This is a genomic window from Corallincola luteus, assembly GCF_004336975.1.
GTDB lineage: Bacteria > Pseudomonadota > Gammaproteobacteria > Enterobacterales > Neiellaceae > Corallincola > Corallincola holothuriorum.
Genome location: NZ_SJXE01000011.1, coordinates 65,823 through 91,806, shown reverse-complemented (window position 1 = coordinate 91,806; position 25,984 = coordinate 65,823). Strand labels below are relative to the sequence as shown.

The following is a 25,984-nucleotide window of genomic DNA, read 5'->3' as shown; positions in this document are numbered from 1 at the left end:
TTTTTTTATGTTTGAAGCTTAATCAATAAACCTTGTTAACAAACTGTTTTGCTGTTGTTTTTTTTTGTTTCTGTAAGAAAGTGAAAAAAAATTTCACCCTACGCTTGAAAAGGGTTTCAACGACCCCACCTTTGTTAGCAATGAAATGTACAGGTTTTTGTTGGAGAACGTACAAATGGGTAAAATCATCGGGATTGACCTCGGCACCACAAACTCTTGTGTGGCTGTTTTAGACGGCGGCACACCACGAGTTATTGAAAATGCTGAAGGTGATCGTACAACCCCTTCTGTTATCGCTTATACCGGCGATGAGATTTTGGTTGGTCAGCCTGCAAAGCGTCAGTCTGTTACTAACCCACAGAACACTCTGTTTGCTATTAAGCGCCTGATCGGTCGTCGTTTTGAAGATGACGAAGTTCAACGCGATGTGGCTATCATGCCTTACAAGATTGTCAAAGCTGACAATGGTGATGCATGGGTTGAAGCGCATGGCGAAAAAATGGCTGCTCCTCAGGTATCTGCAGAAATTCTGAAAAAGATGAAGAAAACTGCAGAAGATTACCTTGGTGAAGCGGTAACTGAAGCGGTTATTACTGTTCCTGCTTACTTCAACGATTCTCAGCGTCAGGCAACCAAAGACGCCGGTCGTATTGCGGGTCTGGATGTTAAACGCATCATCAACGAACCAACTGCTGCCGCTTTGGCATACGGTATGGACAAAAAGCAGGGTGATAACATCATCGCTGTTTATGACTTAGGTGGTGGTACGTTCGATATCTCTATTATTGAGATTGATGAAGCTGATGGCGAGCACACGTTTGAAGTGTTGGCGACTAACGGTGACACCCACTTGGGTGGTGAAGATTTTGATAACCGTTTGATCAACTACCTGGTTGATGAGTTTAAGAAGGAGCAGGGCTTCGATCTGCGTCAGGACCCATTGGCTATGCAGCGCCTGAAGGAAGCTGCTGAAAAGGCCAAGATTGAATTGTCCTCTGCGCAGCAGACCGAAGTAAACTTGCCTTATATCACTGCTGATGCCTCTGGGCCTAAGCACCTCAATATCAAAGTGACCCGCGCCAAGCTGGAATCTTTGGTTGAAGATATGATCAAGCGTACTTTAGAGCCTTTGAAGATCGCTCTGAAAGATGCGGATCTGTCAGTGGGTGATGTGAATGACGTGATCATGGTTGGTGGTCAGACGCGTATGCCAGCGGTACAGAAAGCCGTGTCTGATTTCTTCGGTAAAGAGCCTCGTAAAGATGTGAACCCGGATGAAGCGGTTGCCGTAGGTGCTGCTATTCAGGGCGGTGTATTGGGCGGTGATGTAAAAGACATTCTCTTGCTTGATGTGACACCACTCTCTTTGGGTATCGAAACCATGGGTGGTGTAATGACACCACTGATCGAGAAGAACACCACCGTGCCAAGCAAGAAGTCACAGACTTTCTCAACGGCTGAAGACAACCAGTCTGCGGTGACCGTGCATGTTATCCAGGGTGAGCGTAAGCGTGCGGCTGATAACAAATCTCTCGGCCAGTTTAATCTGGAAGGTATTCGCCCAGCGATGCGCGGTACACCACAGATTGAAGTTTCATTTGACGTCGATGCTGACGGTATCTTGCATGTGTCTGCGAAAGATAAAGACACAGGTAAAGAGCAGAAGATCACCATCAAGGCTTCCTCTGGTTTGTCTGATGATGAGATCGAAAGCATGGTACGTGATGCTGAGGCCAATGCTGAAGCAGACAAGAAATTTGAAGAGCTGGTAGCTGCACGTAACCAAGCTGATGCTTTGGTTCACGCAACTCGTAAGCAGATCGAAGAGCTGGGTGAAGAATTGCCTGCCGACGAGAAAGAGAAAGTTGAAGCAGCGTTAACTGAACTGGAAGCGGCTATCAAGGGTGAAGATAAGGCTGATATTGAAGCCAAGTCTCAGGCTTTGATGGAAGCATCAAGCAAGTTGATGGAGCTGGCTCAGGCGAAAGCACAAGCGGAAGCACAATCTGCGGAAGGCGGTAGTGAAAACACTGCTGCGCAAGACGACGATGTTGTTGACGCTGAGTTTGAAGAAGTCAAAGACGACAAAAAGTAATTCGCCCTCACAGGTCATTACTTAAAAGGACACGGGCGTTGGGTAACTAACGCCCGTGTTTGTCTGTAACAAAGCCACATTGAATTAGCGGTCAAAGTATGTCTAAACGCGATTATTACGAAGTGCTCGGTGTCAGTAAAAACGCCACCGAACGCGAGATTAAAAAGGCCTACAAACGTCTGGCAATGAAGTTCCATCCAGATAAAAATCCGGGCGATAAAGCGGCTGAAGAGAAGTTCAAAGAAGCCAATGAAGCGGCGGAAGTGCTGACTGATGAGCAAAAACGTCAGGCCTATGATCAGTTTGGTCATGCAGGCGTAGATCCTAATCGTGGCGGCGGTCATGGTGGTGCTGACTTCTCTGATATTTTCGGTGATGTGTTTGGTGATATCTTTGGTGGTGGCCGTCGTGGTGGTGGCCGTCAAGCCCAACGTGGTGCTGATTTGCGTTACACCATGGAGTTGACGCTGGAAGAGGCTGTTCGCGGTATCTCTCGCGAAATTCAAGTACCGACCTGGGTAGGTTGTGAAACCTGCGATGGTTCGGGCGCTAAACCTGGCACCTCGCCGAAGACCTGTGGCACTTGTCATGGTCAAGGGCAAGTGCAGATGCGGCAGGGGTTCTTTGCTGTGCAGCAAACCTGCCCAACTTGTCGCGGCCGCGGTAAAGTTATCGATGAAGCTTGTGGCAGTTGTCACGGTGATGGCCGGGTACAGAAGACGAAGACCTTGTCTGTGAAGATCCCTGCCGGCGTAGATACTGGTGATCGCATTCGCCTTTCTGGTGAAGGTGAAGCCGGAGAACACGGCGCACCAGCGGGCGATCTTTATGTGCAGATGCATGTCAAAGATCACGAATTCTTTGTTCGTGATGGTAGCAACCTTTATTGCGAAGTGCCGATTAGCTTTGCTCAAGCCGCCTTGGGTGGCGAAATTGAAGTGCCGACCTTGGATGGTCGAGTGGTATTGAAGGTGCCATCTGAAACCCAAACTGGCCGTATGTTCCGTATGCGCGGTAAAGGCGTTAAGTCTGTCCGCGGTGGCGCCGTGGGTGATTTGATGTGTAAAGCCGTGGTGGAAACACCGGTGAAGCTAACATCTAAGCAAAAAGAGTTATTGTCAGAATTGGATGAGAGCTTTAAGGCATCAGATAAGCATAAGCCGAAAGAGACGGGCTTCTTTGAAGGGGTTAAGCGCTTCTTCGATGATCTGACGTCGTAAAGCCATCGTTACATATTTAACTTTCAAAGCCACGCATTGTCGTGGCTTTTGTTTTTTCTTCAGGGTTGCAAGTCGTTAGCACCAAGCGCATTCTTACTTCTCCACTAACGGGTTATTAGTCTTATGTTGAATCTTAGCTTTGTAAACGTCACCCAAGATATTTCGCTACACCGCTGTGTGTGGGCGAAACGCGCCTGTGCGGTCAAGGGTAGACGACGAAGCTAGTATCCAAATTCGTTAGTTATCAGGGGCCGCAGCTAAAAACTGCGGCCTTTTTTGTTTTTTGGACATAAAGGGAGTCAGTCATGTCAGTACAGGCCGCTTATTTGGGTATTGTTTTACTTTGGGCCACAACACCACTGGCCATTAGCTGGAGTGGTGAAGGCAGTGGATTCCTATTCGGTGTGACTGCACGCCTGACATTGGCTGCTGTCACCGCGCTCATCGTGCAGCAGCTATTCAGATTTCGATTACCTTGGTCGGATGCGGCTAGAAACAGCTATCTGGCTGCTGGTGTCGGCTGTTATGTGAGTATGTCAGCCAGTTATTGGGCCGCGCAATTAATGCCATCAGGCTGGTTGTCGGTGATATTCGGCTTTACGTCGATCTTTACTGGGTTGTTTGCGGCTAAGTTGCTGGGTGAGAGGGCATTCACGCCAGCAAAGCTGTTGGGTACCGCATTGGGTATTATCGGACTAGTGGTTGTGTTTGGCTCTGCGATAGAGATGGGATCGGAAACGGTTTGGGGGATTGTCGTTTTGCTACTTGGTGTGGCCGCATTTAGTTTGAGCACCGTACTGGTGAAGCGTTTCGCGGGCGTTGGCGGCAAAGCCGTTTCCGGTATGGCGATCACTACCGGCGGGACTTGGGTGGCTGCGCTGTTGTTTCTCTTGACCTGGTTCATAACGGGTCAGACCTGGCCTGATGAAATCGGTGAACGAGCTATTTATTCGACTGTCTATCTTGGGGTTATCTCGTCTGTGTTTGGTTCGTTTGTGTATTTTTATGTGTTGGCCAGAATTGAAGCGACGCAGGTGGCCTTGATCCCTCTAATTACGCCTGTGTTGGCTCTTTTGCTAGGTAACTTGCTCAATGGTGAATCATTGTCGATAGATGTTTGGATCGGCACGGCGCTGATCCTTTCCGGTTTTAGCTGTTACCAGTTTGGTGGCCGAGTGTGGCGTTATCGACTGCGCTTTAGTTCTGGTCGTGCTTCTTAGCCACCGTTAGCAGAATGCCTAAAGAAAGAGTGCGCTTCCTCTATTTATTGGAAGCGCTTCAATCTTTTGGGATTTAATGCGTATTCCGCAGTGCGGACTGAGTCGTTACACTAGCCGCTATATTCTGATGTGTAGTTAAGTAGGGATACGCTTTATGTCTATTTCCATAACGAAAAGCGCCGTTTCATTGTGCGCTATTGCGGTTTTGGCCGCTTGTACCGCTTCGCCGACAGGGCGCGATCAAATATTGCTCTACTCTGATCAAGAGATGTCCTCTCTGGGCGGACAGTCGTTTGAGCAGATCAAACAGCAAGAGAAAATTTCTGGCGACAGTAGCCTTAACCGCTATGTGCAGTGTGTGGCGCGTCATATCACTGCGCAAGTACCACAACAGTATCATCAAGCTGGGTGGGAAGTGGTTGTGTTTGATAGTGAGCAAGCGAATGCTTTTGCACTGCCTGGAGGCAAAATTGGGGTTTATACCGGTTTGCTTAAAATAGCGCAAAATCAGGACCAACTGGCTGCGGTTATCGGCCATGAGGTGGGGCATGTTATGGCTGATCACAGTAACGAACGGTTAACTCACAATCAACTGGCTGGGGTAACCATGGCTGTGGCTGGCGCAGCGATTGCCGCATCGGATTCGGACGACTCAGCAATGTGGATGGCGGCGCTAGGGCTTGGTGTACAGGTGGGCGTGATGCTGCCTTACAGTCGTACCCAGGAGTCTGAGTCGGATGTGATTGGTTTGGATCTGATGGCACAAGCAGGCTTTGACCCGACTCAAAGCGTGGCGCTGTGGCGGAATATGGCGAAAGCTAGCAGTGGTCAACCGCCTGAATTTTTCTCTACGCATCCCTCCCATGACACACGAATTGCTGATCTTGAGTCAAATATGTCCAGAGCTCAGGGTATTGCAGCGAAAGCGCATAATAAGGGGCTTAACCCTAAATGCCGTTTGTAGTTGTTAGCAGGCAAAAAAAAATCCTCTACCAAAGGTAGAGGATCTGTATATAACAGACGGGGCATTGCCCGCTAAAAACACAAAGGACTTGGCTAACAACAAAACTTGTTCACAGAGCCGTGATTAACGGGTCCAGGAAAAGTGGTAACGCTTAGTTACCGGAGCAGGTCTCTGCTGCTTGGTATCACGACCGCTGAGCAAAGTTTTCAGCGCGACGAGATCGTATAAATTCAACATGGTGATCTCCTTAACTAGTGGCTGTTGAAGTAATTCGTTTCGATGGAGGAATATTAATGTGATCTTCTTCACAAATCAACCTGTTTAGTAATTTAATTACGAAATAATATTACTTCGCTGGGTGTATGGAGTGTTTTTGTTTGATCTAAATCACTTTAAACAAGCTGTTTTGAGATTTTGTGTAATTTATTTTCACCTTGTCTTTGCCTGACGCTTGTCAGTTGATGTTTGAGAGTCAACGAAATGGCGATATAAGATGAGGCCGCTTTCTAGTTGTTCAGTTTTTGAGAGCTTGAAGTTTGATCTGTCCACTATTGATGTATCGTAAAAGCATTCGTTCTGCTTTACTTAAATGAAATTGAACAGGAATACAGATTGATGACTTGTTATTCTCGCCGTTTTCTTTTTCCTGCGTTGCTTTGCAGTTTTGTTTTTGCAACAAGCAGCAATGCTGTGGAATTACCGCAAGCAAAAGTGGTGGGCGGTGTACCCTCTGAAATAGGCGCCACGGAATGGATGGCCAGCGTGCAGTTTCTGCCTCAGGGGGCAGATAACATATTCATCCCATCCCATATCTGTGGCGGTACGCTGATCGCACCTGGGTGGGTAATGACCGCTGCACATTGTGTTGATAACGCGCAGCCTCTAGAGATAGTGGTTGTGCTTGGAATTGAGAATTTGCAAGCACAACGCCGCAGTGATCAGTTTAAAGTTGATCAAGTGCTGATTGGGCAAGATTTTAACGGTACAAGTTTAGATAATGATATTGCCTTATTACACCTGTCTAGTTTTTCCAATAGCCCACAAATAGCACGCGCATCACAATCCGAAACCAATACGCTAAGTAATCAGTTTCCTCTCAACTTGGTAGGCTACGGGATCACTGATCCGGATAGTGGTGAGGCGAGCGATCGCCTGCAAAGTGCGGTGCTCCCCTATCTAGCTACCTCGTTATGCCGCAGTGAATTTCCGTCAGGTTGGGTAACCGATAATATGATCTGTGCTGGCGGGGATGTTGGTATCGATTCATGTAGCGGCGACAGTGGTGGCCCTTTATATGAAGGAGAAGGCGATCAGGCGGTGCAATATGGCATTGTTAGCTGGGGACTTGGCTGTGATGTTGGCTCTCCTGGGGTGTATACGCGAGTAGCTAATTACAATGATTGGATTGATTCCACGATCACAGGCTTTAGTGTCAGCAATCCGGTGAGAATGCCGTTTATTGCTCATGGGATCCCGCAGCAGGTTAGCGTACCTTTGGTCAACAACGGCACGGATGCTCTGCTAATTAATAGCATAGTGACTGATGATGCCAGCGAATTTCAACTTTCTCAAAACTGCCTGGGTGAACTGAGCGCTAACACCACTTGTCAGCTACAGATCACGGCTAATCCGCAATCTGCCGGTCAGCAGAATACAGATCTGCAGATAACAACCAATCAGCAAAGCTATGACAGTGAAGTTATTGCGCAAGTTTTACCTGAAGACACGTTTGACGGCGCCTTTGAACAGAGCGAATTACGCTGGTTCAACGGTGGTGATCGGAGTTGGCGGGATAGTGGTGTGGCAGGCCCAGCCGGCGGTGACTCACTTACTGCCAGCTTTTCTTCTATAGCGTCAGGAAGTGCTGCTTTGATGGTGATGTCTGCTGAAGCGGGGCAGCTCACGTTCAGCTGGCGGCTAGAAGGGGATAGCCAATCGCTGCAGATGCTTAATTTGTATCAGCAGCCCGGTGATTTAGAGAGTGCTTTGATCTCTTTAGATAGTTGGCGCTCAGTGGTGACGACGTTGACTCCTGGGGTGCCGGTCACGATTGAATTTGTTTCTTCGGGTGATGGTACCGGCATCATTGCTGACGTCGTGTTCACACCCGAAGGGCAAGTTATTGATCCTCCGATAATTACCGATCCCGTTGATAGTGACGGCGGCGGTGGTGGTGGCCCCATAGGCTTACTTAGCTTATTCAGCTTGCTCGCTTTAAGTTGGTTTAAACGCGCAAAACCTTGATCCCTGCTGCCTGCATCCATAGACTAGCGCCTCATTTATATCGGCGTCACGTTGAGGTGTTGGGTGCAGGTTTCTGATTTTCATTTTGAATTGCCAGATGAGCTGATTGCTCGTTATCCGATGGCTGATCGGACCGCCAGCCGCTTACTGCATTTGGAAGGCACCGACGGTGCAGTGCATCATCGCCAATTCACTGATATTGAATCCTTAGTTGAGCCCGGTGATCTGGTTGTTTTTAATAATACCCGAGTGATCCCCGCACGCCTCCATGGCTGTAAATCCAGCGGTGGTAAAATTGAAGTGTTGGTGGAGCGGATCCTTGATGACCACCGCGTTCTAGCTCATGTTCGAAGTTCAAAATCCCCTAAAGCTGGCGCACAACTCCTGCTTGAAGATCAGATCAAAGTGGAGATGTTAGGACGTGATGATGCGTTATTTGAACTTGAATTTGATCCCGCTAAAACGGTTTTAGAATGGTTGGAGCAATACGGTCACATGCCGCTCCCTCCCTATATCGATCGTCCGGATGAAGGCGCCGATCGTGAACGTTATCAAACCGTATATAACCAAAAGCCAGGTGCGGTTGCGGCGCCTACCGCAGGCTTGCATTTTGATGACGCCATATTGCAACGTTTGCAAGAAAAGGGCGTTGAACAGGCTTTTGTGACTCTGCATGTCGGCGCTGGTACGTTTCAACCGGTTCGCGTTGATCAAGTCACCGAGCATAAGATGCATAGCGAGTATGCTGAAGTGTCTGACGATGTGGTGGCAAAAATATTGGCCACCAAAGCAGCAGGCAAGCGGGTGATCGCTGTGGGAACCACCTCTGTGCGCTCACTTGAAAGCGCTGCGCAAGCATCGATTGCTGCAGGTCATGAGCAACTGCAGCCGTTCGCCGGTGAAACCGATATCTTTATCTACCCTGGTTATTCTTTTCAGATTATTGATGCCATGGTGACCAACTTTCATTTACCGGAATCGACATTGATCATGCTGGTCAGTGCCTTTGCCGGATACGATGCGGTGATGAATGCTTATGCTGAGGCGGTTGCAGAAAAGTACCGTTTCTTTAGTTATGGCGATGCCATGTTTGTTACCCGCAAGCCGTAGTGATTTTTGTTACTATGAGCGGCTATTCACTTACTGTTTAATCAGCGCCGGACTGTATTTCCGGTGGCGGAGTCACTATGAAAATGCAATATGAGTTACTGGGTACCGATGGCCGTGCTCGCCGTGGTCGTTTAGTGTTTGAACGCGGCACGGTTGAAACCCCTGCGTTTATGCCTGTGGGCACCTACGGTACGGTAAAGGGGATGACGCCGGAAGAGGTCGCGGATAGTGGGGCTCAGATCCTTTTGGGAAATACCTTTCATCTGTGGCTGCGTCCCGGTGTTGAGATCATGGAAGCCCACGGTGATCTGCATGACTTTATGCAGTGGCAGGGCCCCATATTGACCGACTCTGGCGGTTTTCAGGTATTCAGTTTGGGTGATATTCGGAAGATCACTGAGGAAGGTGTGCATTTCCGTCATCCAATTAATGGTGACAAAATCTTTCTCGATCCTGAAACATCGATGGATGTACAGTACTCCCTCGGTTCCGATATCGTCATGATCTTTGACGAATGTACACCATACCCTGCGACCCACGAGCAAGCTAAAACATCGATGGAGCTTTCGTTGCGTTGGGCGGCGCGCAGCCGTAATCGTTTCGATGAGGCGAATAATCCCAATGCCCTGTTTGGCATCATCCAGGGGGGGATCTACGAAGATCTTCGTGACCAGTCGTTGGAAGGCTTGATGGCAGTAGGGTTTGACGGTTATGCGGTCGGTGGCCTGGCCGTGGGTGAGCCGAAAGAAGAGATGCACAAAGTGCTGGAATATATCGTGCCTAAGATCCCTGAGGATAAACCCCGCTACCTGATGGGTGTCGGTAAGCCAGAAGATCTGGTGGAAGGGGTGCGTCGTGGTATCGATATGTTTGATTGTGTGATGCCGACCAGAAATGCGCGTAATGGACATCTGTTTGTTGACGATGGTGTGATAAAAATTCGCAACGCTGTGCATAAGACAGATACGGGCCCACTGGATCCGACCTGTGACTGTTACACCTGTAAGAATTATAGCCGTGCTTATCTGCATCACCTTGATCGCTGTAACGAGATCCTCGGTGCTCGTTTGAACACTATTCATAACTTGCGCTTTTATCAGCGGGTGATGGAAGGTTTACGCGGAGCAATTGAGCAGGGTAAATTAGACGACTTCGTCACAGAATTTTATGCCAAACGCTCAATGCCGGTTCCAGAGTTGAAAGACTGATAATTGGCCCCATATAAAAGAAAATTTTGCATTAGAAATAACCTAAGGAAAATCCACAATGTTTATCGCAAATGCTTACGCTGCTCCAGGCGCACAACCGCAAGCTGGTGGTTGGGATATGATCATCATGTTGGTGATCTTCGCTGCAATCTTCTATTTCATGATCTATCGTCCTCAAGCCAAGCGCGTGAAAGAGCATAAGAACCTGATGTCTGCGTTGGGCAAAGGCGACGAAGTGCTGACCCAGGGTGGTATTGTTGGCAAAGTAGCCAAAGTCTCTGATGAGAAAGAGTTCATTGTCATCTCATTGGCTGACAATATGGATGTGACTGTTCAGAAGTCTGCTGTTTCCGCGATCTTGCCTAAAGGCACGCTGAAGTCCCTGTAATTTTCAACGCAAGGAATCGTTGCGTGTTAAATCGTTACCCATTGTGGAAATACCTGATGCTGATGTTTGTCCTCGGCATCGGGGCGCTCTACGCCGTGGCAAACCTGTATGGTGAAGATTTCGCTATTCAGGTATCTGCTCAGCGTGGTGCTGAAATAGATGAACAGGTACTGCTTGATGTTAAGCAAACCTTAGAGCAGAACGATATCGCTTACCGTGGCCTCTCGAATGAAGAGGGGCGTTTGTTGGTACGTTTGACCAAAGAAGAAGACCAACGAACGGCTCAGGACGCGGTTACTCAGGCGCTTGGCGCCAAATACGTAGTCGCGCTTAACCTGGCTTCAGCTCAACCTGAATGGTTGAAAGGCATTGGTGGGAACCCAATGAAGCTGGGTCTCGACCTGCGTGGCGGTGTTCACTTCCTGATGGAAGTGGATATGAAGTCGGTGGTGGCGAAAGCTGAAGAGAGTATGGTGGCAGACTTCCGTAGTTTGCTGCGAGAAGAGAAGGTGTATGGCGCTTCTGTTCGGCAAGTGGCTGGACAGGGTGTTGTTGTCCGTTTCCGTAAAGCCGAAGATGTGGAGCGTGGTGAAGATTTACTGTCTGCCAAGTTTCGCGATCTGACCTTCTTTGAAGGTGCGGATGGCATGTCGCTACGCACTACCATGAGCGAACAGATGCTGAAAGAGCAGCGCGAATATGCTGTGCAGCAAAACATCGTTATTTTGCGTAACCGGGTTAATGCCTTGGGTGTAGCTGAGCCACTGGTACAGCGCCAAGGCGCCGACCGTATCGTGGTTGAACTGCCGGGTGTGCAAGATACCGCGCAAGCGAAAGAGATCTTGGGTAAAACAGCCACCCTTGAATTCCGCAAAGTAGATGAAAAGCATGATGTCCGTGATGCGTTGGAAGGTCGTGTACCAGCCGGTACACAATTGCTGCAAGACCGCAGTGGTCGTCCCTACTTGTTAGAGAAGCGAATTATTCTTGATGGTGCCCATATCACTGATGCCGGTTCTGGCTCGGATGAATATGGTCGGCCTCAGGTAAATATCAGCCTTGACTCTAGCGGCGGCGGCAAGATGTCGAAGTTCAGTAAAGATAATGTCGGCAAGTTGATGGCGACCGTGTTTATTGAGTACCAGCCATCCGGCCGCGTCGATAAAGATGGTAAGCAGATCTTGGTGAAAACTGAAGAGGTAATCAATGCGGCGAACATCCAAACTCGTTTGGGCCGTAACTTCCGTATCACTGGTATCGATTCGCCCCAGGAAGCACATAACCTAGCACTGCTATTGCGCGCTGGCGCATTGATAGCACCGATCAGTATCGTTGAAGAGCGAACTATTGGCCCAAGCTTAGGTAAGCAGAACATTGATGCAGGTACACAGGCGATCCTGTGGGGTTTTGTTGCCGTTGTACTGTTTATGTTGGCCTATTATCGCAAGTTTGGCATTGTTGCCAACATGGCGCTTATCGCCAACTTGGTTTTGATTGTCGCTGTGATGTCTCTGTTAGGAGCCACCCTAACACTGCCGGGTATGGCGGGTATCGTTTTGACAGTAGGTATGGCGGTGGACGCTAATGTACTTATTTTCGAACGTATACGCGAAGAGCTGAAAGAGGGGCGTTCACCGCAACAGGCTATCCATTACGGTTATGACAACGCGTTTTCTACTATTGCAGATGCGAACATCACCACGTTTATCACGGCGTTGATTCTGATGGCGATTGGTAGCGGCCCGATCCAAGGGTTTGCTGTCACGCTGGCGGTTGGTATCGCTACATCCATGTTTACTGCCATTGTTGGCACCCGCGCCATTGTTAATTTGGCCTGGGGCGGCAAGAAACTGGCTAAGCTGCCAATCTAGGAGTTGATGAGATGTTTCAGCTATTAAATTTTAAAGACACAGTCCAGTTTATGGCATTCCGCGGATTATTCCGTTGGGTGTCATTGATACTGGTGGTCGGCTCTATCGCCATATTGTCTGTGAACCGTTTGAATTGGGGCCTGGATTTCACCGGTGGTACCTTGGTGGAGTTGGGTTTTGAGCAACCGGCAGATATCCCTGCGATCCGTACCGTATTGGAAGCCAATAATTTTGCTGATGCTGTGGTGCAACATTTTGGCTCTAGCCGTGATGTTGTTATTCGTATGACACCACGTGATGGCATCGATGCGGCTAAAGTCGCTGATGACTTAGTGGCGGGTTTGAGAGCCAGTGATGTCGGTACGTTTGAGTTGCATCGTATTGACTTTATCGGTCCGACGATCGGGGCTGAACTGCGTGAAACGGGTGGCTTGGCGACCTTGGTGGCACTGCTCTGTATTCTTGCTTATGTCACGATGCGCTTTGAATGGCGTTTAGCACTGGGGGCCGTTGCGGCATTGGCCCATGACGTGATAATTACGTTAGGCGTGTTCTCACTGTTTAAGCTGGAGTTTGATACCACGGTATTAGCGGCGATCTTGGCGGTGATTGGTTACTCACTTAACGATACTATCGTGGTGATGGACCGGATCCGTGAAAACTTCCGCAAGGTGCGTAAAGGCGAAGTGGAGGAGATTATCAATATCTCACTCACACAAACCATGTCACGTACCGTGATCACCTCGTTGACTACGCTATTAGTGTTGATCGCTTTGTTCTACCTCGGTGGTGCATCGATTCACGGCTTTGCGACAGCATTGTTGTGTGGTGTATTGGTGGGTACATACAGCTCCATTTACGTGGCCAGCACTATCGCTATGGGCCTAGGTATTAGTCGTGAAGATCTGATGCCAACTGAAGTCGAGAAAGAGGGTGCTGATCAGGATCCTATGATGATGTAGCTGTCAGCTACTTATCTGATGTTATCTCGATAAAAAAGGGGGCCGTTAGGCCCCCTTTTAATTTGCTTACTCACTTACTGGCTTACTCTACAGTTGTTGCTGGCCTGTGCAATGCAGTAAAGCGCTCAGGGTGCTGCTCCATGGCTTCTGCGATGGCATACGGCTGTAGACCAGGGTCATCTGACATATCACTCAGTGCATCACTGGATTGCACAAAAACATCTTGTGCCAATTGATCGTCCAGCTCTACTAAAGCAATCTCGGTCTGCTGTTCAATGACCTCTGCAATTGCTCGCTTAGATTGTACGATCACATCTTTATCCAGTTGATAATCCATCTCCAAAAGAGTTTGCTCAGTCTGCACTCTGACCACATCTCTAACTTGCTCTTGGTGAAGGACAACTTCATATCTCTGCACTGCCGGCTCTGCGTTTGCCACCGATGCTGCAAAAACTGTGGCGAGAAGTACCAGCGGGATCCTTGTGTTTTTCATTATTTCATCTCCTAACGCCTGCTTAGTGATCAGGCGTATGTGAATACTGGCTCTAAAACGGTATTAAAGCTCCACACGGAATGTAAAAATCTATGAATCTATATTCGTTATTTCTTCTAACTTATGGTTATTCATTAGAAAAATTAATTGTTAATAAACATTTCACTTAGAAAAACTTATTAATCCATTGAGTTAAAAGGTTTTTTTACAATATGAAGCAAAACTAAGTGATTAAGCAGTAAACCACAATATATCTGTGGTTAATGTGCTGGTCTGATCTGTCAATTGGTTACTACAGCCGTGGCAAACGAAATTGACGCGCAGTTTACCCTTCAGTTGACGGTTACTATAGTGGTGTGCTTTATGCAGGAGTGCAGAAACCCCATTGGTAATGGGGTATTGGGCGGATGAAACAAAAAAAGCCCGCTTGGTAGCGGGCTTTTGTCTAAATAAGGCTGAAAAATTACCGGCTAAGTGCGGGTGTCAAATGGGGGCGCATTCCCTGCAGCATATCTTTGACAACTTTTGGACTACCCGCAACCACGTTGCCACTTTCGACATGATTATGGCCACCAGTAAAGTCTAAGACCAGTCCGCCCGCTTCTTTCACTAACAGTTCGCCTGCAGCGGTATCCCATGGCTTGAGGCCAATTTCCCAAAAACCGTCGTAGCGACCTGCAGCAACATAGGCGAGATCCAATGCGGCCGAGCCTGCGCGACGAATATCGGCGGCTTGGTTGAAGAAGGTGGTGAAAATATTCAGGTAATTTTCCAGATAATGCTTCTGTTTAAATGGAAAGCCTGTTGCTAATAGTGTGCCTGTTAACTCTTTGGCATTGCTGCAGCGCAGACGGTAACCATTCAGCTGGGCACCCGCACCACGGCTGGCGGTGAATAGTTCATTGCGCATAGGATCAAAGACCAGCGCTTGATCTAGGCTGCCTTTGACCTTCAGGGCGATAGAGACAGAAAAGTGTGGCACGCCGCGCAAAAAGTTGGTGGTGCCATCGAGAGGATCGATGATCCATTGGTAATCGGAGTCCGCACTTCCATGAATGCCGCTCTCTTCGCCGATGATCTGATGATCTGGGTAGGCTTTGAGAATGGCATGGACGATCGCTGCTTCCGCTTCACGATCGACGTTTGTTACGAAGTCATTGCTAGATTTCTGCTCAGCTTCGACCAAGTCGAGCTGTTCATAAGCACGACAAATAATATTACCTGCACTGCGCGCAGCGCGCACAGCGATGTTCAGCATGGGATGCATAGCCGGTTACCACTTCTGTCAAAGAACAAGGAAAAGCGGGCGGATTATAGCAGAGCGGCCAGAACAGGCAATGATTCCTGCCATTTTACTCTCTCTATGGTACACTTTCGCTCCTTTTTTTCGCTAGTTTGAGAACACTAAGATGCTGGACAATATCCGCATCGTGCTGATAAGCACTTCGCATACAGGAAACATGGGATCCGCGGCGCGGGCAATGAAAACCATGGGCTTAAGCGAGCTCTATTTGGTGAATCCTGAATCTGAGCCTGATGGCAAAGCAACCGCGCTGGCTGCTGGCGCGAGCGACATCGTTCATTCTGCCAAAATCGTAGGCTCTTTAGATGAAGCGATTAACGATTGTGGTTTGGTGATTGGCGCAAGTGCCCGTTCACGCACCCACAGTTGGCCAATGCTTGAGCCGCGTGAATGTGGCGAGAAAGTTTTTGTCGAATCACAGAAACACCCTGTTGCTTTGGTATTTGGTCGTGAAAGCAGCGGTTTGACCAATGAAGAGCTGCAGCAGTGCAACTTTCACGTCCATATTCCTGCCAATCCTGACTACAGCGCACTGAACTTAGCGATGGCAGTGCAGGTGTTATGTTATGAAGTAAGGATGGCGATGCTGGCTTCGGCCCAGGCACCGCAAAAGCAGGCGAGTGAGCTGGAGTATCCTTTAGCGAACGAGATGGAAGGCTTTTATCAACACCTTGAACAAGCACTGAAAGATACAGGATTTATTGTGCCCCAACATCCGGGTACCGTATTAACTAAGCTGCGTCGCTTGTTTAATCGTGCGCGACCAGAAGCGCAGGAGTTAAATATGCTTCGGGGTGTGTTGTCTTCCGTGCAGAAAGCGGCACGTAAGTAATTTGCGCCAGTGCCGGTCCTGAGATAAATCAAGAGTAACTTTGCGAGGACGCTAAGCAGATGTTTCAAAGGATTAAAGAAGACATCAATTGTGTGTTTGAACGGGATCCCGCGGCACGCAATGCCTTTGAAGTACTGACCAACTATCCTGGGCTGCATGCCATCTGGTTGCACCGTCTAGGGCATTGGTTTTGGAGCCGCCGTTTGTTTTGGCTAGGACGCACTGTCTCATCATTTAGCCGTTTCATTACTGGAATTGAGATCCACCCAGGGGCGACCATTGGTCGACGCTTTTTTATCGATCATGGCATGGGGATTGTGATCGGTGAAACCGCTGAGATTGGCAATGACTGTACCCTCTATCATGGTGTGACTCTTGGGGGAACCAGCTGGAATGCGGGTAAACGCCACCCAACCTTAGAAGATAATGTGGTGGTTGGTGCCGGTGCCAAAGTACTTGGTCCAATAACCGTGTGTACCGGCGCGCGAGTGGGCTCTAACGCCGTGGTTGTGAAAACGGTTAATCCGGAAGCGACCGTGGTTGGCATTCCTGGTCGCGAAGTGGTTCCAGCCAAGTGCAAAGAAGCGATGAAGGAGAAGCACGCTAAGCGTAGTGAGCTGGCGCAGCAGTATGGCTTTGACGCTTACGCTGTCTCTCCAGATAACCCCGATCCTGTCGCCAATGCGATCGGCCAAATGCTTGACCACATGCACTTGATGGATAAGCGTATGGGCGAATTGAGTAAGGCGCTGGTGGCAATGAATTGTGAGGTAAAGGTGAAAGATCTGCCTGAATTGGAGATCGAAGCGTTTGCTGAAGATGAGCAGAAAGCAGCGCTTGAGCGTAAGCAAGAAAGAGATGCATTCGACCCGAGTATTTAATACTTGAGTAAAACGGTTGGTTAAATACTTGACCTTAATGGTCGGGTATGTGATGATCAAAATCAAATAGTAACACAATTGGTATGTGATCATGAGACTAACTTCGAAAGGACGCTATGCCGTAACCGCCATGTTGGATGTGGCGCTGCATACTCAGCAGGGGCCAGTGCCGCTGGCTGATATCTCCGAACGTCAGGGGATCTCTTTATCCTACCTCGAACAGCTGTTCTCGAAGTTACGTAAACATGGCTTAGTTAACAGTGTACGCGGTCCTGGAGGCGGTTATCTGCTTGGACAAGAAGCGGATGCTATTGCTGTTGGCATGGTTATCAGTGCTGTGGATGAATCAGTGGATGCCACTCGCTGCCAGGGTAAGGGCGATTGTCAGGAAGGAAATCAGTGCCTGACACACTCCCTTTGGTGTGAATTGAGTGACCGTATCAGTGGCTTCCTCAATGGCATCACATTGGGAGAGCTGGTTGCTCAAAATGAAATTAAAGATGTGGCACGTCGGCAGGAGAATGGCCTTTCTCCGACGCTGAAGGGTCGCAAGATTAGTGTTAATTGCCAAGTTTGAATTTTAGCTGCCTAGCATAGGGCGGTTGTCACTGGAGACAATAATGAAGCTTCCTATTTATCTGGATTATTCAGCCACTACGCCGGTGGATCCTCGTGTTGCAACAAAAATGGCTGAGTGTCTGACCTTGGATGGGTGTTTCGGGAACCCTGCCTCACGCTCACACCGTTTTGGTTGGCAGGCAGAAGAGTTGGTTGATATTGCTCGCAACCAGATAGCAGAGCTAGTGAATGCCGATCCCCGAGAAATTGTTTTTACCTCGGGTGCGACAGAGTCAAATAATCTAGGGATTAAAGGCGCTGCTCACTTCTATAGCAAGAAGGGTAAGCACATCATTACCCTGAAGACCGAGCATAAAGCTGTGCTTGATACTTGTCGCCAGTTGGAGCGAGAAGGTTTCGAAGTGACTTACCTTGATGTCGAAAGCAACGGTTTGGTTGACTTGAATAAGTTGGCATCCGCGATGCGCGATGACACAGTGCTGGTATCTGTGATGCACGTTAATAACGAAATCGGCGTGATCCAGGATATTGCGACTATCGGTGAGATGTGTCGCGAACGTAAGATTATTTTCCACGTTGATGCCGCCCAAAGCACAGGTAAAGTCAAGATTGATTTGCAAAACCTGAAAGTGGACTTGATGTCATTTTCTGCCCATAAAACCTACGGTCCTAAAGGGATTGGCGCATTGTATGTGCGTCGTAAACCACGTATCCGTATCGAATCCCAGATCCATGGTGGCGGCCATGAGCGCGGTATGCGTTCAGGTACATTACCTGTGCATCAGATTGTTGGTATGGGCGAAGCGTTCCGTATTGCTAAAGAAGAGATGGTGGCGGAAAACGAGCGCTTGATGGGTTTGCGTGAACGCTTATGGAATGGTGTTCAAGATATTGATGAGGTCTATCTTAACGGTGACTTGGAGCATCGCGTTGCCGGTAATTTGAATATTAGTTTTAATTTCGTCGAAGGCGAGTCACTGATCATGGCACTGAAAGATCTTGCCGTGTCTTCTGGATCAGCCTGTACCTCTGCCAGCCTAGAACCATCGTACGTACTCCGTGCGTTGGGGCTCAATGACGAATTAGCACATAGCTCAATCCGTTTCAGTCTTGGCCGCTTCTCTACTGAGGAAGAGGTTGACTACGCACTGAAGGTGATCCACGACGCCATCGGTCGTCTCCGTGAGATGTCTCCGCTTTGGGAGATGTTTAAAGACGGTGTCGATCTGGAAAAAGTTGAGTGGGCACACCACTAAAGGTTTATGTCCTTAGGGCAAAGGAGTTATTACAATGGCTTACAGTGATAAAGTAATCGATCATTATGAAAACCCGCGTAACGTCGGTTCATTCGATAAGAATGATCCAAATGTTGCTACCGGTATGGTTGGCGCCCCCGCTTGTGGCGACGTAATGAAGTTGCAACTTAAGATCTCTGAACAGGGCGTTATCGAAGATGCCAAGTTCAAGACTTATGGTTGTGGCAGCGCAATTGCGTCAAGCTCTCTGGTAACAGAGTGGGTGAAAGGTAAAACCCTTGATGAAGCCGGTGAGATTAAAAATACCACCATCGCTGAAGAGTTGGCCTTACCACCAGTGAAGATCCACTGTTCAATTTTGGCTGAAGATGCGATTAAAGCCGCGATTGATGATTACAAACAGAAGCACAGCGCCTAAGTAGCAAGAGGTATTTACCGCTATGGCAATAACCATGACCGATGCGGCCGCAGAGCGCGTCACCACGTTTTTAAAAAATCGTGGTAAAGGCCTGGGCTTGCGCTTGGGTGTGAAAACCACCGGATGCTCCGGTCTCGCTTATGTTCTGGAGTTCGTTGATGAACTTCAGGAAGGTGACGAGACCTTTGAGGAGCAGGGGGTGACTATCATCGTTGATAAAAAGAGTTTGCTGTATCTTGATGGTACCCAGCTAGATTTTGTCAAAGAGGGGCTGAACGAAGGGTTTGAATTTACCAACCCTAACGTGAAGGATGAGTGCGGCTGTGGTGAGAGCTTTACCGTTTAATCATCATGGATTATTTCGAGCTATTTGATCTGCCGCACCGTTTTGACGTCAAATCCGCGCAACTGTCGGAGACGTTTCGTAAGCTTCAGAGTGCCGTACATCCTGATCGTTTTGGCGCGGCCAGTGAGCAGGATAAACGGATCGCTCTGCAGCGCTCAGCCCATATCAATGACGCCTATCAAACCCTGAAGCACCCGTTGTCTCGGGCTGTTTATATGCTCTCAACGGCTGGTCATGACCTAAAGTCAGAGCAAAAGAGCTTTTCTGATACTGCATTTTTAATGCAGCAGATGGAGTTTAGAGAGCAGCTTGACGATATCAAAGCGAACCAGGATATGGACAGTTTGCTGGCAATGCAGTCAGACGTTGATGCAGAGATAACGCGTTACCTTGCGCGTATCGGTGAGGCGCTTGATGCCCCAGCTAAAGGGGACTATGCCGATGTCGCTGATGAAGTCAGACGGCTAAAATTCTTCTACAAATTGAACGATGAACTCGCTGAGCTGGAAGACGCTCTGATTGATTTTTAACTCATCATAAGTAAATTGGATCCATGGCACTACTGCAGATAGCTGAACCAGGCTTAAGCCCTGAACCTCATCAGAAAAAGTTGGCCGTTGGTATCGATCTTGGTACCACAAACTCTTTGGTTGCGACAGTGCGCAGTGGTCTGGCAGAGCCTCTGCTAGATGAACTAGGCCAAGCCATGTTACCTTCGGTTGTTCATTACATGGCCGATAGTATTAATGTCGGTGCAGATGCGTATCGGAACGCCAGTGCGGATCCGGAAAACACCATCGTTTCTGTAAAACGCTTTCTAGGGCGTACATTGGACGAAGTGCTTGCCCATTATCCGCATTCTCCCTACCAGTTCGGCAAGACCGAAAATGGCTTAGTCAGCATTGAAACGACACAAGGCATGGTGAACCCTGTTGAAGTGTCGGCTGAAATTCTCAAGCGTCTTAAGTTACGTGCAGTTGATGCGCTAGGCGGCGAGCTCGAAGGCGCGGTGATCACCGTGCCAGCCTATTTTGATGATGCGCAACGTCAGGGCACCAAAGATGCCGCTGAGTTGGCCGGGCTAAAAGTGCTTCGTTTACTCAATGAGCCAACCGCTGCCAGTATTGCTTATGGATTAGATGTGGGCCAAGAGGGCATTATTGCCGTATATGATCTTGGTGGCGGCACTTTCGATATTTCCATCCTTCGTCTAAGCCGAGGCGTCTTCGAGGTGCTCGCCACCGCCGGCGACTCGCAATTGGGAGGCGACGATCTCGATCATCTGTTAGCTGAGCATATTAGTCGGCTGGCTGGGATAACAGATGATCAAACTTCGGCGCGCTTAAAGCGCGAACTGATGCATGTGTGTCGCGACTGTAAAGAGCAGTTAAGTCATGCAGAGAACGCTTCCGTTACGCTGTCACTTGATGGCGATAAGCAGTGGCAAGGTGAGATCACCCGTACCGAGTTTGAGGCGCTAATCGCACCACTGGTAAAACGAACCATTCAGGTCAGCCGCCGGGCAATGCGCGATGCGCAAGTGACCACTGATGAGGTTATTGAAGTGGTGATGGTGGGCGGTTCCACCCGCGTGCCTCTGGTTCGTCAGCAGGTGGGAGGTTTCTTTGGTCGCCAACCGCTCACATCCATTGATCCAGATAAAGTAGTGGCGGTAGGTGCAGCGATACAAGCTGATATCCTTGCAGGTAACAAACCTGATTCTGATATGTTACTGCTGGACGTTACACCATTGTCTCTTGGACTTGAGACTATGGGCGGACTGGTGGAGAAAGTGATTCCCAGAAATACCACCATCCCTGTTGCTCGCGCGCAAGAGTTTACTACGTTTAAAGATGGCCAAACCGCCATGGCTATTCACGTGGTGCAGGGCGAACGTGAACTGGTGAGTGATTGCCGTTCATTAGCGCGCTTTGAATTACGTGACCTACCGCCGATGGCCGCTGGCGCCGCACATATTCGCATTACTTTCCAAGTGGATGCCGATGGCTTGTTATCCGTGACAGCGATGGAAAAGTCTACAGGCAAGAAAGCTTCCATTCAGATAAAGCCCTCTTATGGGCTGAGTGATAATGAGATCGCCACGATGATCAAATCGTCTATGGAGCATGCAGAGGAAGATATGCAGGCGCGCATGCTGGCGGAGCAACGTGTCGAAGCTAAGCGTGTGGCTGAGTCTTTGCACGCTGCACTATTAGCTGACGGTGATGCGCTACTTGCTGATGGCGAAAAACAGTTGATCATTGAAGGGCTAAATGCACTGTCCCTTAGCGCTGAAGGGAGTTGTCCTGAAGCAATAAAACGGGCTATTGAGAAAATGGATAGTCTGAGTCAAGATTTTGCTTCCCGCAGAATGGACCAATCGATCCGTAAGGCGCTGACTGGTAAAGCAATTGATTCAGTAGATAAGGTTTAAAGAGATGCCGAAGATTATTTTTCTCCCCCATGAAGAGTTATGTCCGGAGGGGATGGAAGTGGAAGCAGAAGAGGGCGTAACCGTACTGGATGCTGCGTTACGGAATGGTATCGACATTGAGCACGCCTGCGAAAAATCTTGTGCCTGCACGACTTGCCACGTCATTGTGCGCGAGGGGTTTGACTCTCTCGAGCCAAGCGACGAGCTGGAAGATGACTTGTTAGACAAAGCGTGGGGGTTGGAGCCTGAGTCTCGTTTAAGCTGTCAGGTAGTGATGGAAGATGAAGACTTGGTGGTTGAAATACCCAAGTACACGGTAAATATGGTGTCTGAACGCCATTAATTTAGTCGTTTATATTTGCGCTAGTTAGCCAAGGTTGCGAAGATGGGATTAAAGTGGACTGACAGTCTGGATATCGCCATTGAGTTGGTTGAATTGCATCCAGATGTGGATCCAACGCAAGTCAGATTTACCGAGCTGAGAGAGTGGGTAATTGCGTTGGATGAATTTGATGATGAGGCTGGGCATTGCGGCGAGCGAGTGCTTGAAGCGATCCAGATGGCATGGATTGAAGAAGCGGACTAGTTAACTTGATTTCATGATGTGAAATAGCGCACCATGATCCGCTTTCGTTCCATTGTCGAGCAGTGCTCTCTCACATATAATCCGCGCGTCAAAACAAAAGAGCCCACTGACTGGACCACTCTAACTTTGGGAAAGCTAACATGGCATTACAGCGCACTTTTTCTATCGTCAAACCGAACGCAGTCGCAGATAACAATATCGGTGCTATCTATCATCGTTTTGAGACCGCGGGTTTAAAAATTATTGCTTCAAAGATGCTTCACCTGAGCAAAGAGCAGGCCGAAGGCTTTTACGCTGAACATAAAGGGCGTCCTTTTTTCGCTCCATTGGTTGAGTTTATGACCTCTGGTCCGTTGATGGTTCAGGTACTTGAAGGTGAAGACGCGGTATCTCGTAACCGTGAGATCATGGGCGCAACTAATCCTGCGGATGCATTGGCCGGCACTCTGCGCGCGGACTACGCGACTGAGATGAGAGAGAATGCAGTTCACGGCTCTGATGCTCCAGAATCAGCGGCGAGAGAAATTGCCTATTTCTTCAGTGATGACGAAATCTGCCCACGCACTCGTTAATGGATAACGAGGGCTGGCAAAAGGGGGCTTAGGCCCCCTTTTCATTTGTTAGTAGTAAAAAGCGGCTAAAAAACGTACAATGCGCGGCCGCGTTAGATGTCATCAGTGCTGAGCACCGACGGCGATAAGTTTTTTGAGTTAATGCGTAGGGCGTGAGCTGTTCAACCTACGTATCTATTGAGGCAAAGCATGAGCAACCAAGCTAACAAGATAAACCTACTGGATCTGGACCGAGATGCACTGCGTGAGTTTTTCGCCGAATTGGGTGAGAAGCCGTTTCGTGCTGATCAGGTGATGAAGTGGATTTATCACTATGGCATGGAAGATTTTTCGCAAATGACCAACCTCAATAAGGTATTGCGCCAAAAACTGACTGAGCGCGCAGAAGTGCGGGCACCTGTCATCAGCCAAGAGCAACGCAGTAGTGATGGCACCATCAAATGGGCGATGACGGTCAGCGGTGGGCAGGAAGTGGAAGCGGTTTATATTCCTGAAGAAGATCGCGCAACCTTATGTGTCTCTTCACAAGTTGGTTGTGCCCTTGAATGTACGTTTTGTTCAACGGCTCAACAAGGTTTTAACCGTAACCTAAAAGTGTCGGAAATCATTGGCCAGGTGTGGCGCGCAACCCAGGTGATTGGTTTTATGGGCTCTGGTGGTAACCGTGCCATTACCAATGTTGTGATGATGGGCATGGGTGAGCCACTACTCAACGTTAACAACGTGGTACCCGCCATGAAGCTAATGATGGAAGATTTTGGTTTTGGTATCTCCAAGCGCCGTGTGACGTTAAGTACCTCGGGTGTGGTACCTGCATTGGATCAATTGGCTGAGAAGATTGACGTAGCACTGGCTATTTCACTGCATGCGCCAACGGATGAGTTGCGTAATGAGCTGGTACCGATTAACAAAAAATATAATATCGAGACCTTTTTGCAATCGGTACGTAACTACGTCAACAGTTGTAATGCTAACCGCGGCAAGGTGACGGTTGAGTATGTGATGCTGGATCATGTCAATGACAGCACCGATCAGGCGCATGAGTTGGCGGAGTGTCTTAAAGACACACCAAGTAAAATTAATCTAATCCCATGGAATCCGTTCCCAGGGGCTCCTTACGGACGTTCCAGTAATTCTAGGATTGATCGCTTTTCTAAGGTGTTGATGGAAAAGGGTTTTACCGTGATTGTGCGGAAAACTCGTGGCGATGATATTGATGCAGCTTGCGGGCAATTAGCGGGAGATGTGATCGACCGCACGAAGCGAACCCTTAAAAAGCGGATGCAAGGTGAATCAATTTCAGTAACAATGGCTTAGCCTCCTTCAGTCACCCTATATCGATACAATTATGCTATTTCGTGTTATCGCTTTGCTTATCAGTCTCGCAGCCCTAACGGGTTGCGTGACGGAAACTGTCTACCCAGATCGGGATAATCCTACCGAACCTTCTGATGTTAATAATGTATCCGCTTCTCAAGCACGCGTAGCGTTGGGTTTGCGATATATGAAAGATGGTGACTATTCCCAAGCTAAGTTTAATCTGGTCAAGGCATTGGAACACTCTCCTAATAATGTCGAGGCCAATTACGCTATGGCGTACTACTACCAGGTAGTTAAAGAGACTGACCGTGCTGAGGAGTATTACCAACGCTCTATTCGTATCGCGCCAGGTGACGGTGATGTAAGAAACACCTACGGTGTGTTTTTGTGTGATTTGAAGCGTTTCGATGAAGCTAACGAACAGTTCATGGAGGCGGTTGCCTCACCAAGCTATTTTAAAGTGGCTGACAGCTATGAAAATGCTGCTCTGTGCGCGCGTCAGAATAAGAATGATGCGCTAGCTGCGGAATATTTCGAGAAAGCCCTTACTCACAACCCTAACCGACCTAAATCGTTGCTCGGTCTGGCAGAGCTTCGTTATGCCGAGAATGATCTCAAATCGAGTGAGCTGCTGTTGGATAAGTATATTAACCGCTATAGCTACAGTGCCCGGAGTGCCTATTTGGGGGTGCTGTTGTCCCATGCTAAGGGTGATGTGGTTGCGGAGAAAAAATATGGCGGTATCCTAACCGCTAAATTTCCTGCTACTGAGCAAGCGAAAAAGTACGTGTTGAGAGAGTACCGATGACAGACGAGCTGGTCGATGACATTGAAGTAGTCAGCCCGGGACAATTGCTGCGCGAAGCCCGTGAAAAAATGGGGTGGACTACTCAGGAAGTCGCTAATCGCCTAAACCTGCGCGCCGCAGTGGTGACCGCATTAGAGGCCGATAGTTACGACGATAGCATTGGCACCACCTTTATTCGTGGTTACCTGCGTACCTATGCCAAGTTACTTGGCGTTTCAGATGAACTCATTATGGCTAGCTATGAGCATCTAGGTGCTGCACAGATCCAGTATGCGGAGATGCAAAGCTTTAGCCGTCGCACCAAGCGTGAAGCCAGTGATAACCGTTTGATGATGCTGACCTACGGTATTGGCGTTGCCTTATTGGTGTTAAGTGTGATCTGGTATGTGCAGGAGAATGAGACACAGACGGATCCCATTGCAACGGCACTGGAACAAACTGCGGATGACAGCGGCGAAATAGTTGCTGACGAGCCAGTAGTATCAGTGGAAGTTAGCGAACCCGTGCGTGAGCTCGCGCCGCCAGCAATTGATACTGCGCCAGTGGAAGCCTCTCCGGCGGTGGTTGACGATTCAATGCCGGCTGATGAGCCTGTGGTTGAACCCGATTTAGAAGTGAGTGCCGTTGGCACCGAACTGACGTTGATCTTCAGAGATGATTGCTGGGTCAGTATCGAAGATGCTACTGGAGAGCGTTTAGCTTTTGGCATCAAACGTAAAGATTATGAAATGACCTTGGATGGCCGACCTCCTTATCAGGTTGTGTTAGGTGCGCCTGAGGTTGTAGATATCGATTTTGGTGGCCAACCATTCACCAAGCCAAAATTTAAGCCGGGGCAAAGAGCCCGCTTTACCATCCCTTCTCAAGAGTAAAT

The 25,984-nt window shown here is 48.7% G+C and carries 25 protein-coding genes and 1 pseudogene; 24 read left to right on the top strand and 2 right to left on the bottom strand.

Annotation, left to right across the window (positions count from 1 at the left end):
• Positions 1-175: 175 nt before the first annotated feature.
• The 10 genes from dnaK to secF all read left to right on the top strand — a co-directional run bounded on the left by dnaK (position 176) and on the right by secF (position 13,282).
• Positions 176-2,095, top strand: a complete 1,920-nt coding sequence (dnaK, locus tag EZV61_RS17065; RefSeq protein ID WP_114338894.1) for a molecular chaperone DnaK — start codon at positions 176-178, stop codon at positions 2,093-2,095.
• A gap of 98 nt (positions 2,096-2,193) precedes the next feature.
• A complete protein-coding gene (dnaJ, locus tag EZV61_RS17060) occupies positions 2,194-3,315 on the top strand; it encodes a molecular chaperone DnaJ (protein WP_131417156.1) in 1,122 nt (373 codons plus the stop codon).
• Between the two features lie 305 nt (positions 3,316-3,620).
• Positions 3,621-4,535, top strand: coding sequence for a DMT family transporter (locus EZV61_RS17055; RefSeq protein ID WP_130567522.1), 915 nt, complete (start codon positions 3,621-3,623; stop codon positions 4,533-4,535).
• A gap of 154 nt (positions 4,536-4,689) precedes the next feature.
• Complete coding sequence (locus EZV61_RS17050; RefSeq protein WP_114338897.1) at positions 4,690-5,499, top strand: M48 family metallopeptidase; 810 nt, start codon at positions 4,690-4,692, stop codon at positions 5,497-5,499.
• Positions 5,500-6,114: 615 nt separating this feature from the next.
• Complete coding sequence (locus EZV61_RS17045; RefSeq protein WP_131417154.1) at positions 6,115-7,743, top strand: trypsin-like serine protease; 1,629 nt, start codon at positions 6,115-6,117, stop codon at positions 7,741-7,743.
• 63 nt (positions 7,744-7,806) lie between these two features.
• Complete coding sequence (gene queA / locus EZV61_RS17040) at positions 7,807-8,853, top strand: tRNA preQ1(34) S-adenosylmethionine ribosyltransferase-isomerase QueA (protein WP_114338899.1); 1,047 nt, start codon at positions 7,807-7,809, stop codon at positions 8,851-8,853.
• An 83-nt stretch (positions 8,854-8,936) separates the two neighbouring features.
• Positions 8,937-10,061, top strand: a complete 1,125-nt coding sequence (gene tgt / locus EZV61_RS17035; RefSeq protein WP_114339047.1) for a tRNA guanosine(34) transglycosylase Tgt — start codon at positions 8,937-8,939, stop codon at positions 10,059-10,061.
• 58 nt (positions 10,062-10,119) lie between these two features.
• A complete protein-coding gene (yajC, locus tag EZV61_RS17030; RefSeq protein ID WP_114338900.1) occupies positions 10,120-10,449 on the top strand; it encodes a preprotein translocase subunit YajC in 330 nt (109 codons plus the stop codon).
• A gap of 23 nt (positions 10,450-10,472) precedes the next feature.
• Positions 10,473-12,320 carry a protein translocase subunit SecD gene (secD, locus tag EZV61_RS17025; protein WP_130567527.1) on the top strand — a complete coding sequence of 616 codons (1,848 nt, stop codon included), beginning with the start codon at positions 10,473-10,475 and terminating at the stop codon, positions 12,318-12,320.
• Positions 12,321-12,331: 11 nt separating this feature from the next.
• Positions 12,332-13,282, top strand: coding sequence for a protein translocase subunit SecF (secF, locus tag EZV61_RS17020; protein ID WP_114338902.1), 951 nt, complete (start codon positions 12,332-12,334; stop codon positions 13,280-13,282).
• Between the two features lie 82 nt (positions 13,283-13,364).
• Here secF and EZV61_RS17015 read toward each other — a convergent pair whose 3' ends face one another.
• Together EZV61_RS17015 and suhB are read right to left on the bottom strand one after the other, a co-directional pair.
• A complete protein-coding gene (locus tag EZV61_RS17015; RefSeq protein ID WP_131417152.1) occupies positions 13,365-13,775 on the bottom strand; it encodes a hypothetical protein in 411 nt (136 codons plus the stop codon).
• Positions 13,776-14,238: 463 nt separating this feature from the next.
• Positions 14,239-15,042 (bottom strand): inositol-1-monophosphatase, encoded by an 804-nt coding sequence (gene suhB, locus EZV61_RS17010; protein ID WP_114338904.1) that lies wholly within the window; start codon positions 15,040-15,042, stop codon positions 14,239-14,241.
• Between the two features lie 142 nt (positions 15,043-15,184).
• On the opposite strand from suhB, the gene trmJ reads away from it, so the two are divergent.
• From trmJ to EZV61_RS16940, 14 genes and pseudogenes are all read left to right on the top strand, one after another.
• A complete protein-coding gene (gene trmJ, locus EZV61_RS17005) occupies positions 15,185-15,910 on the top strand; it encodes a tRNA (cytosine(32)/uridine(32)-2'-O)-methyltransferase TrmJ (RefSeq protein ID WP_114338905.1) in 726 nt (241 codons plus the stop codon).
• A gap of 56 nt (positions 15,911-15,966) precedes the next feature.
• A pseudogene (cysE, locus tag EZV61_RS17000) lies at positions 15,967-16,791 on the top strand (serine O-acetyltransferase); the annotation flags it as partial.
• Between the two features lie 91 nt (positions 16,792-16,882).
• Entirely contained in the window at positions 16,883-17,368 is a 486-nt protein-coding gene (iscR, locus tag EZV61_RS16995; RefSeq protein WP_114338907.1) for a Fe-S cluster assembly transcriptional regulator IscR, read from the top strand.
• A gap of 43 nt (positions 17,369-17,411) precedes the next feature.
• Positions 17,412-18,626 carry an IscS subfamily cysteine desulfurase gene (locus EZV61_RS16990; protein WP_114338908.1) on the top strand — a complete coding sequence of 405 codons (1,215 nt, stop codon included), beginning with the start codon at positions 17,412-17,414 and terminating at the stop codon, positions 18,624-18,626.
• Positions 18,627-18,660: 34 nt separating this feature from the next.
• Positions 18,661-19,044 carry a Fe-S cluster assembly scaffold IscU gene (iscU, locus tag EZV61_RS16985; RefSeq protein WP_114338909.1) on the top strand — a complete coding sequence of 128 codons (384 nt, stop codon included), beginning with the start codon at positions 18,661-18,663 and terminating at the stop codon, positions 19,042-19,044.
• A gap of 22 nt (positions 19,045-19,066) precedes the next feature.
• Positions 19,067-19,390: an iron-sulfur cluster assembly protein IscA gene (gene iscA, locus EZV61_RS16980; RefSeq protein WP_114338910.1), complete on the top strand. Its 324-nt coding sequence runs from the start codon at positions 19,067-19,069 to the stop codon at positions 19,388-19,390.
• 5 nt (positions 19,391-19,395) lie between these two features.
• Positions 19,396-19,920, top strand: coding sequence for a co-chaperone HscB (gene hscB, locus EZV61_RS16975; RefSeq protein WP_114338911.1), 525 nt, complete (start codon positions 19,396-19,398; stop codon positions 19,918-19,920).
• 23 nt (positions 19,921-19,943) lie between these two features.
• The gene (gene hscA, locus EZV61_RS16970; RefSeq protein ID WP_131417150.1) at positions 19,944-21,824 is read left to right on the top strand and encodes a Fe-S protein assembly chaperone HscA; all 1,881 of its coding nucleotides are present in this window, start codon (positions 19,944-19,946) and stop codon (positions 21,822-21,824) included.
• Positions 21,825-21,828: 4 nt separating this feature from the next.
• Entirely contained in the window at positions 21,829-22,167 is a 339-nt protein-coding gene (fdx, locus tag EZV61_RS16965; RefSeq protein WP_131417148.1) for an ISC system 2Fe-2S type ferredoxin, read from the top strand.
• A gap of 42 nt (positions 22,168-22,209) precedes the next feature.
• Complete coding sequence (iscX, locus tag EZV61_RS16960; protein ID WP_131417146.1) at positions 22,210-22,410, top strand: Fe-S cluster assembly protein IscX; 201 nt, start codon at positions 22,210-22,212, stop codon at positions 22,408-22,410.
• Between the two features lie 140 nt (positions 22,411-22,550).
• Positions 22,551-22,982 (top strand): nucleoside-diphosphate kinase, encoded by a 432-nt coding sequence (gene ndk / locus EZV61_RS16955; protein ID WP_114338915.1) that lies wholly within the window; start codon positions 22,551-22,553, stop codon positions 22,980-22,982.
• A 189-nt stretch (positions 22,983-23,171) separates the two neighbouring features.
• A complete protein-coding gene (rlmN, locus tag EZV61_RS16950) occupies positions 23,172-24,299 on the top strand; it encodes a dual-specificity RNA methyltransferase RlmN (RefSeq protein WP_114338916.1) in 1,128 nt (375 codons plus the stop codon).
• Between the two features lie 31 nt (positions 24,300-24,330).
• A complete protein-coding gene (gene pilW, locus EZV61_RS16945; RefSeq protein WP_114338917.1) occupies positions 24,331-25,110 on the top strand; it encodes a type IV pilus biogenesis/stability protein PilW in 780 nt (259 codons plus the stop codon).
• Positions 25,107-25,982 carry a RodZ domain-containing protein gene (locus tag EZV61_RS16940; protein ID WP_131417144.1) on the top strand — a complete coding sequence of 292 codons (876 nt, stop codon included), beginning with the start codon at positions 25,107-25,109 and terminating at the stop codon, positions 25,980-25,982. The genes pilW and EZV61_RS16940 overlap by 4 nt, the downstream gene beginning before the upstream one ends.
• Positions 25,983-25,984 lie beyond the last annotated feature (2 nt).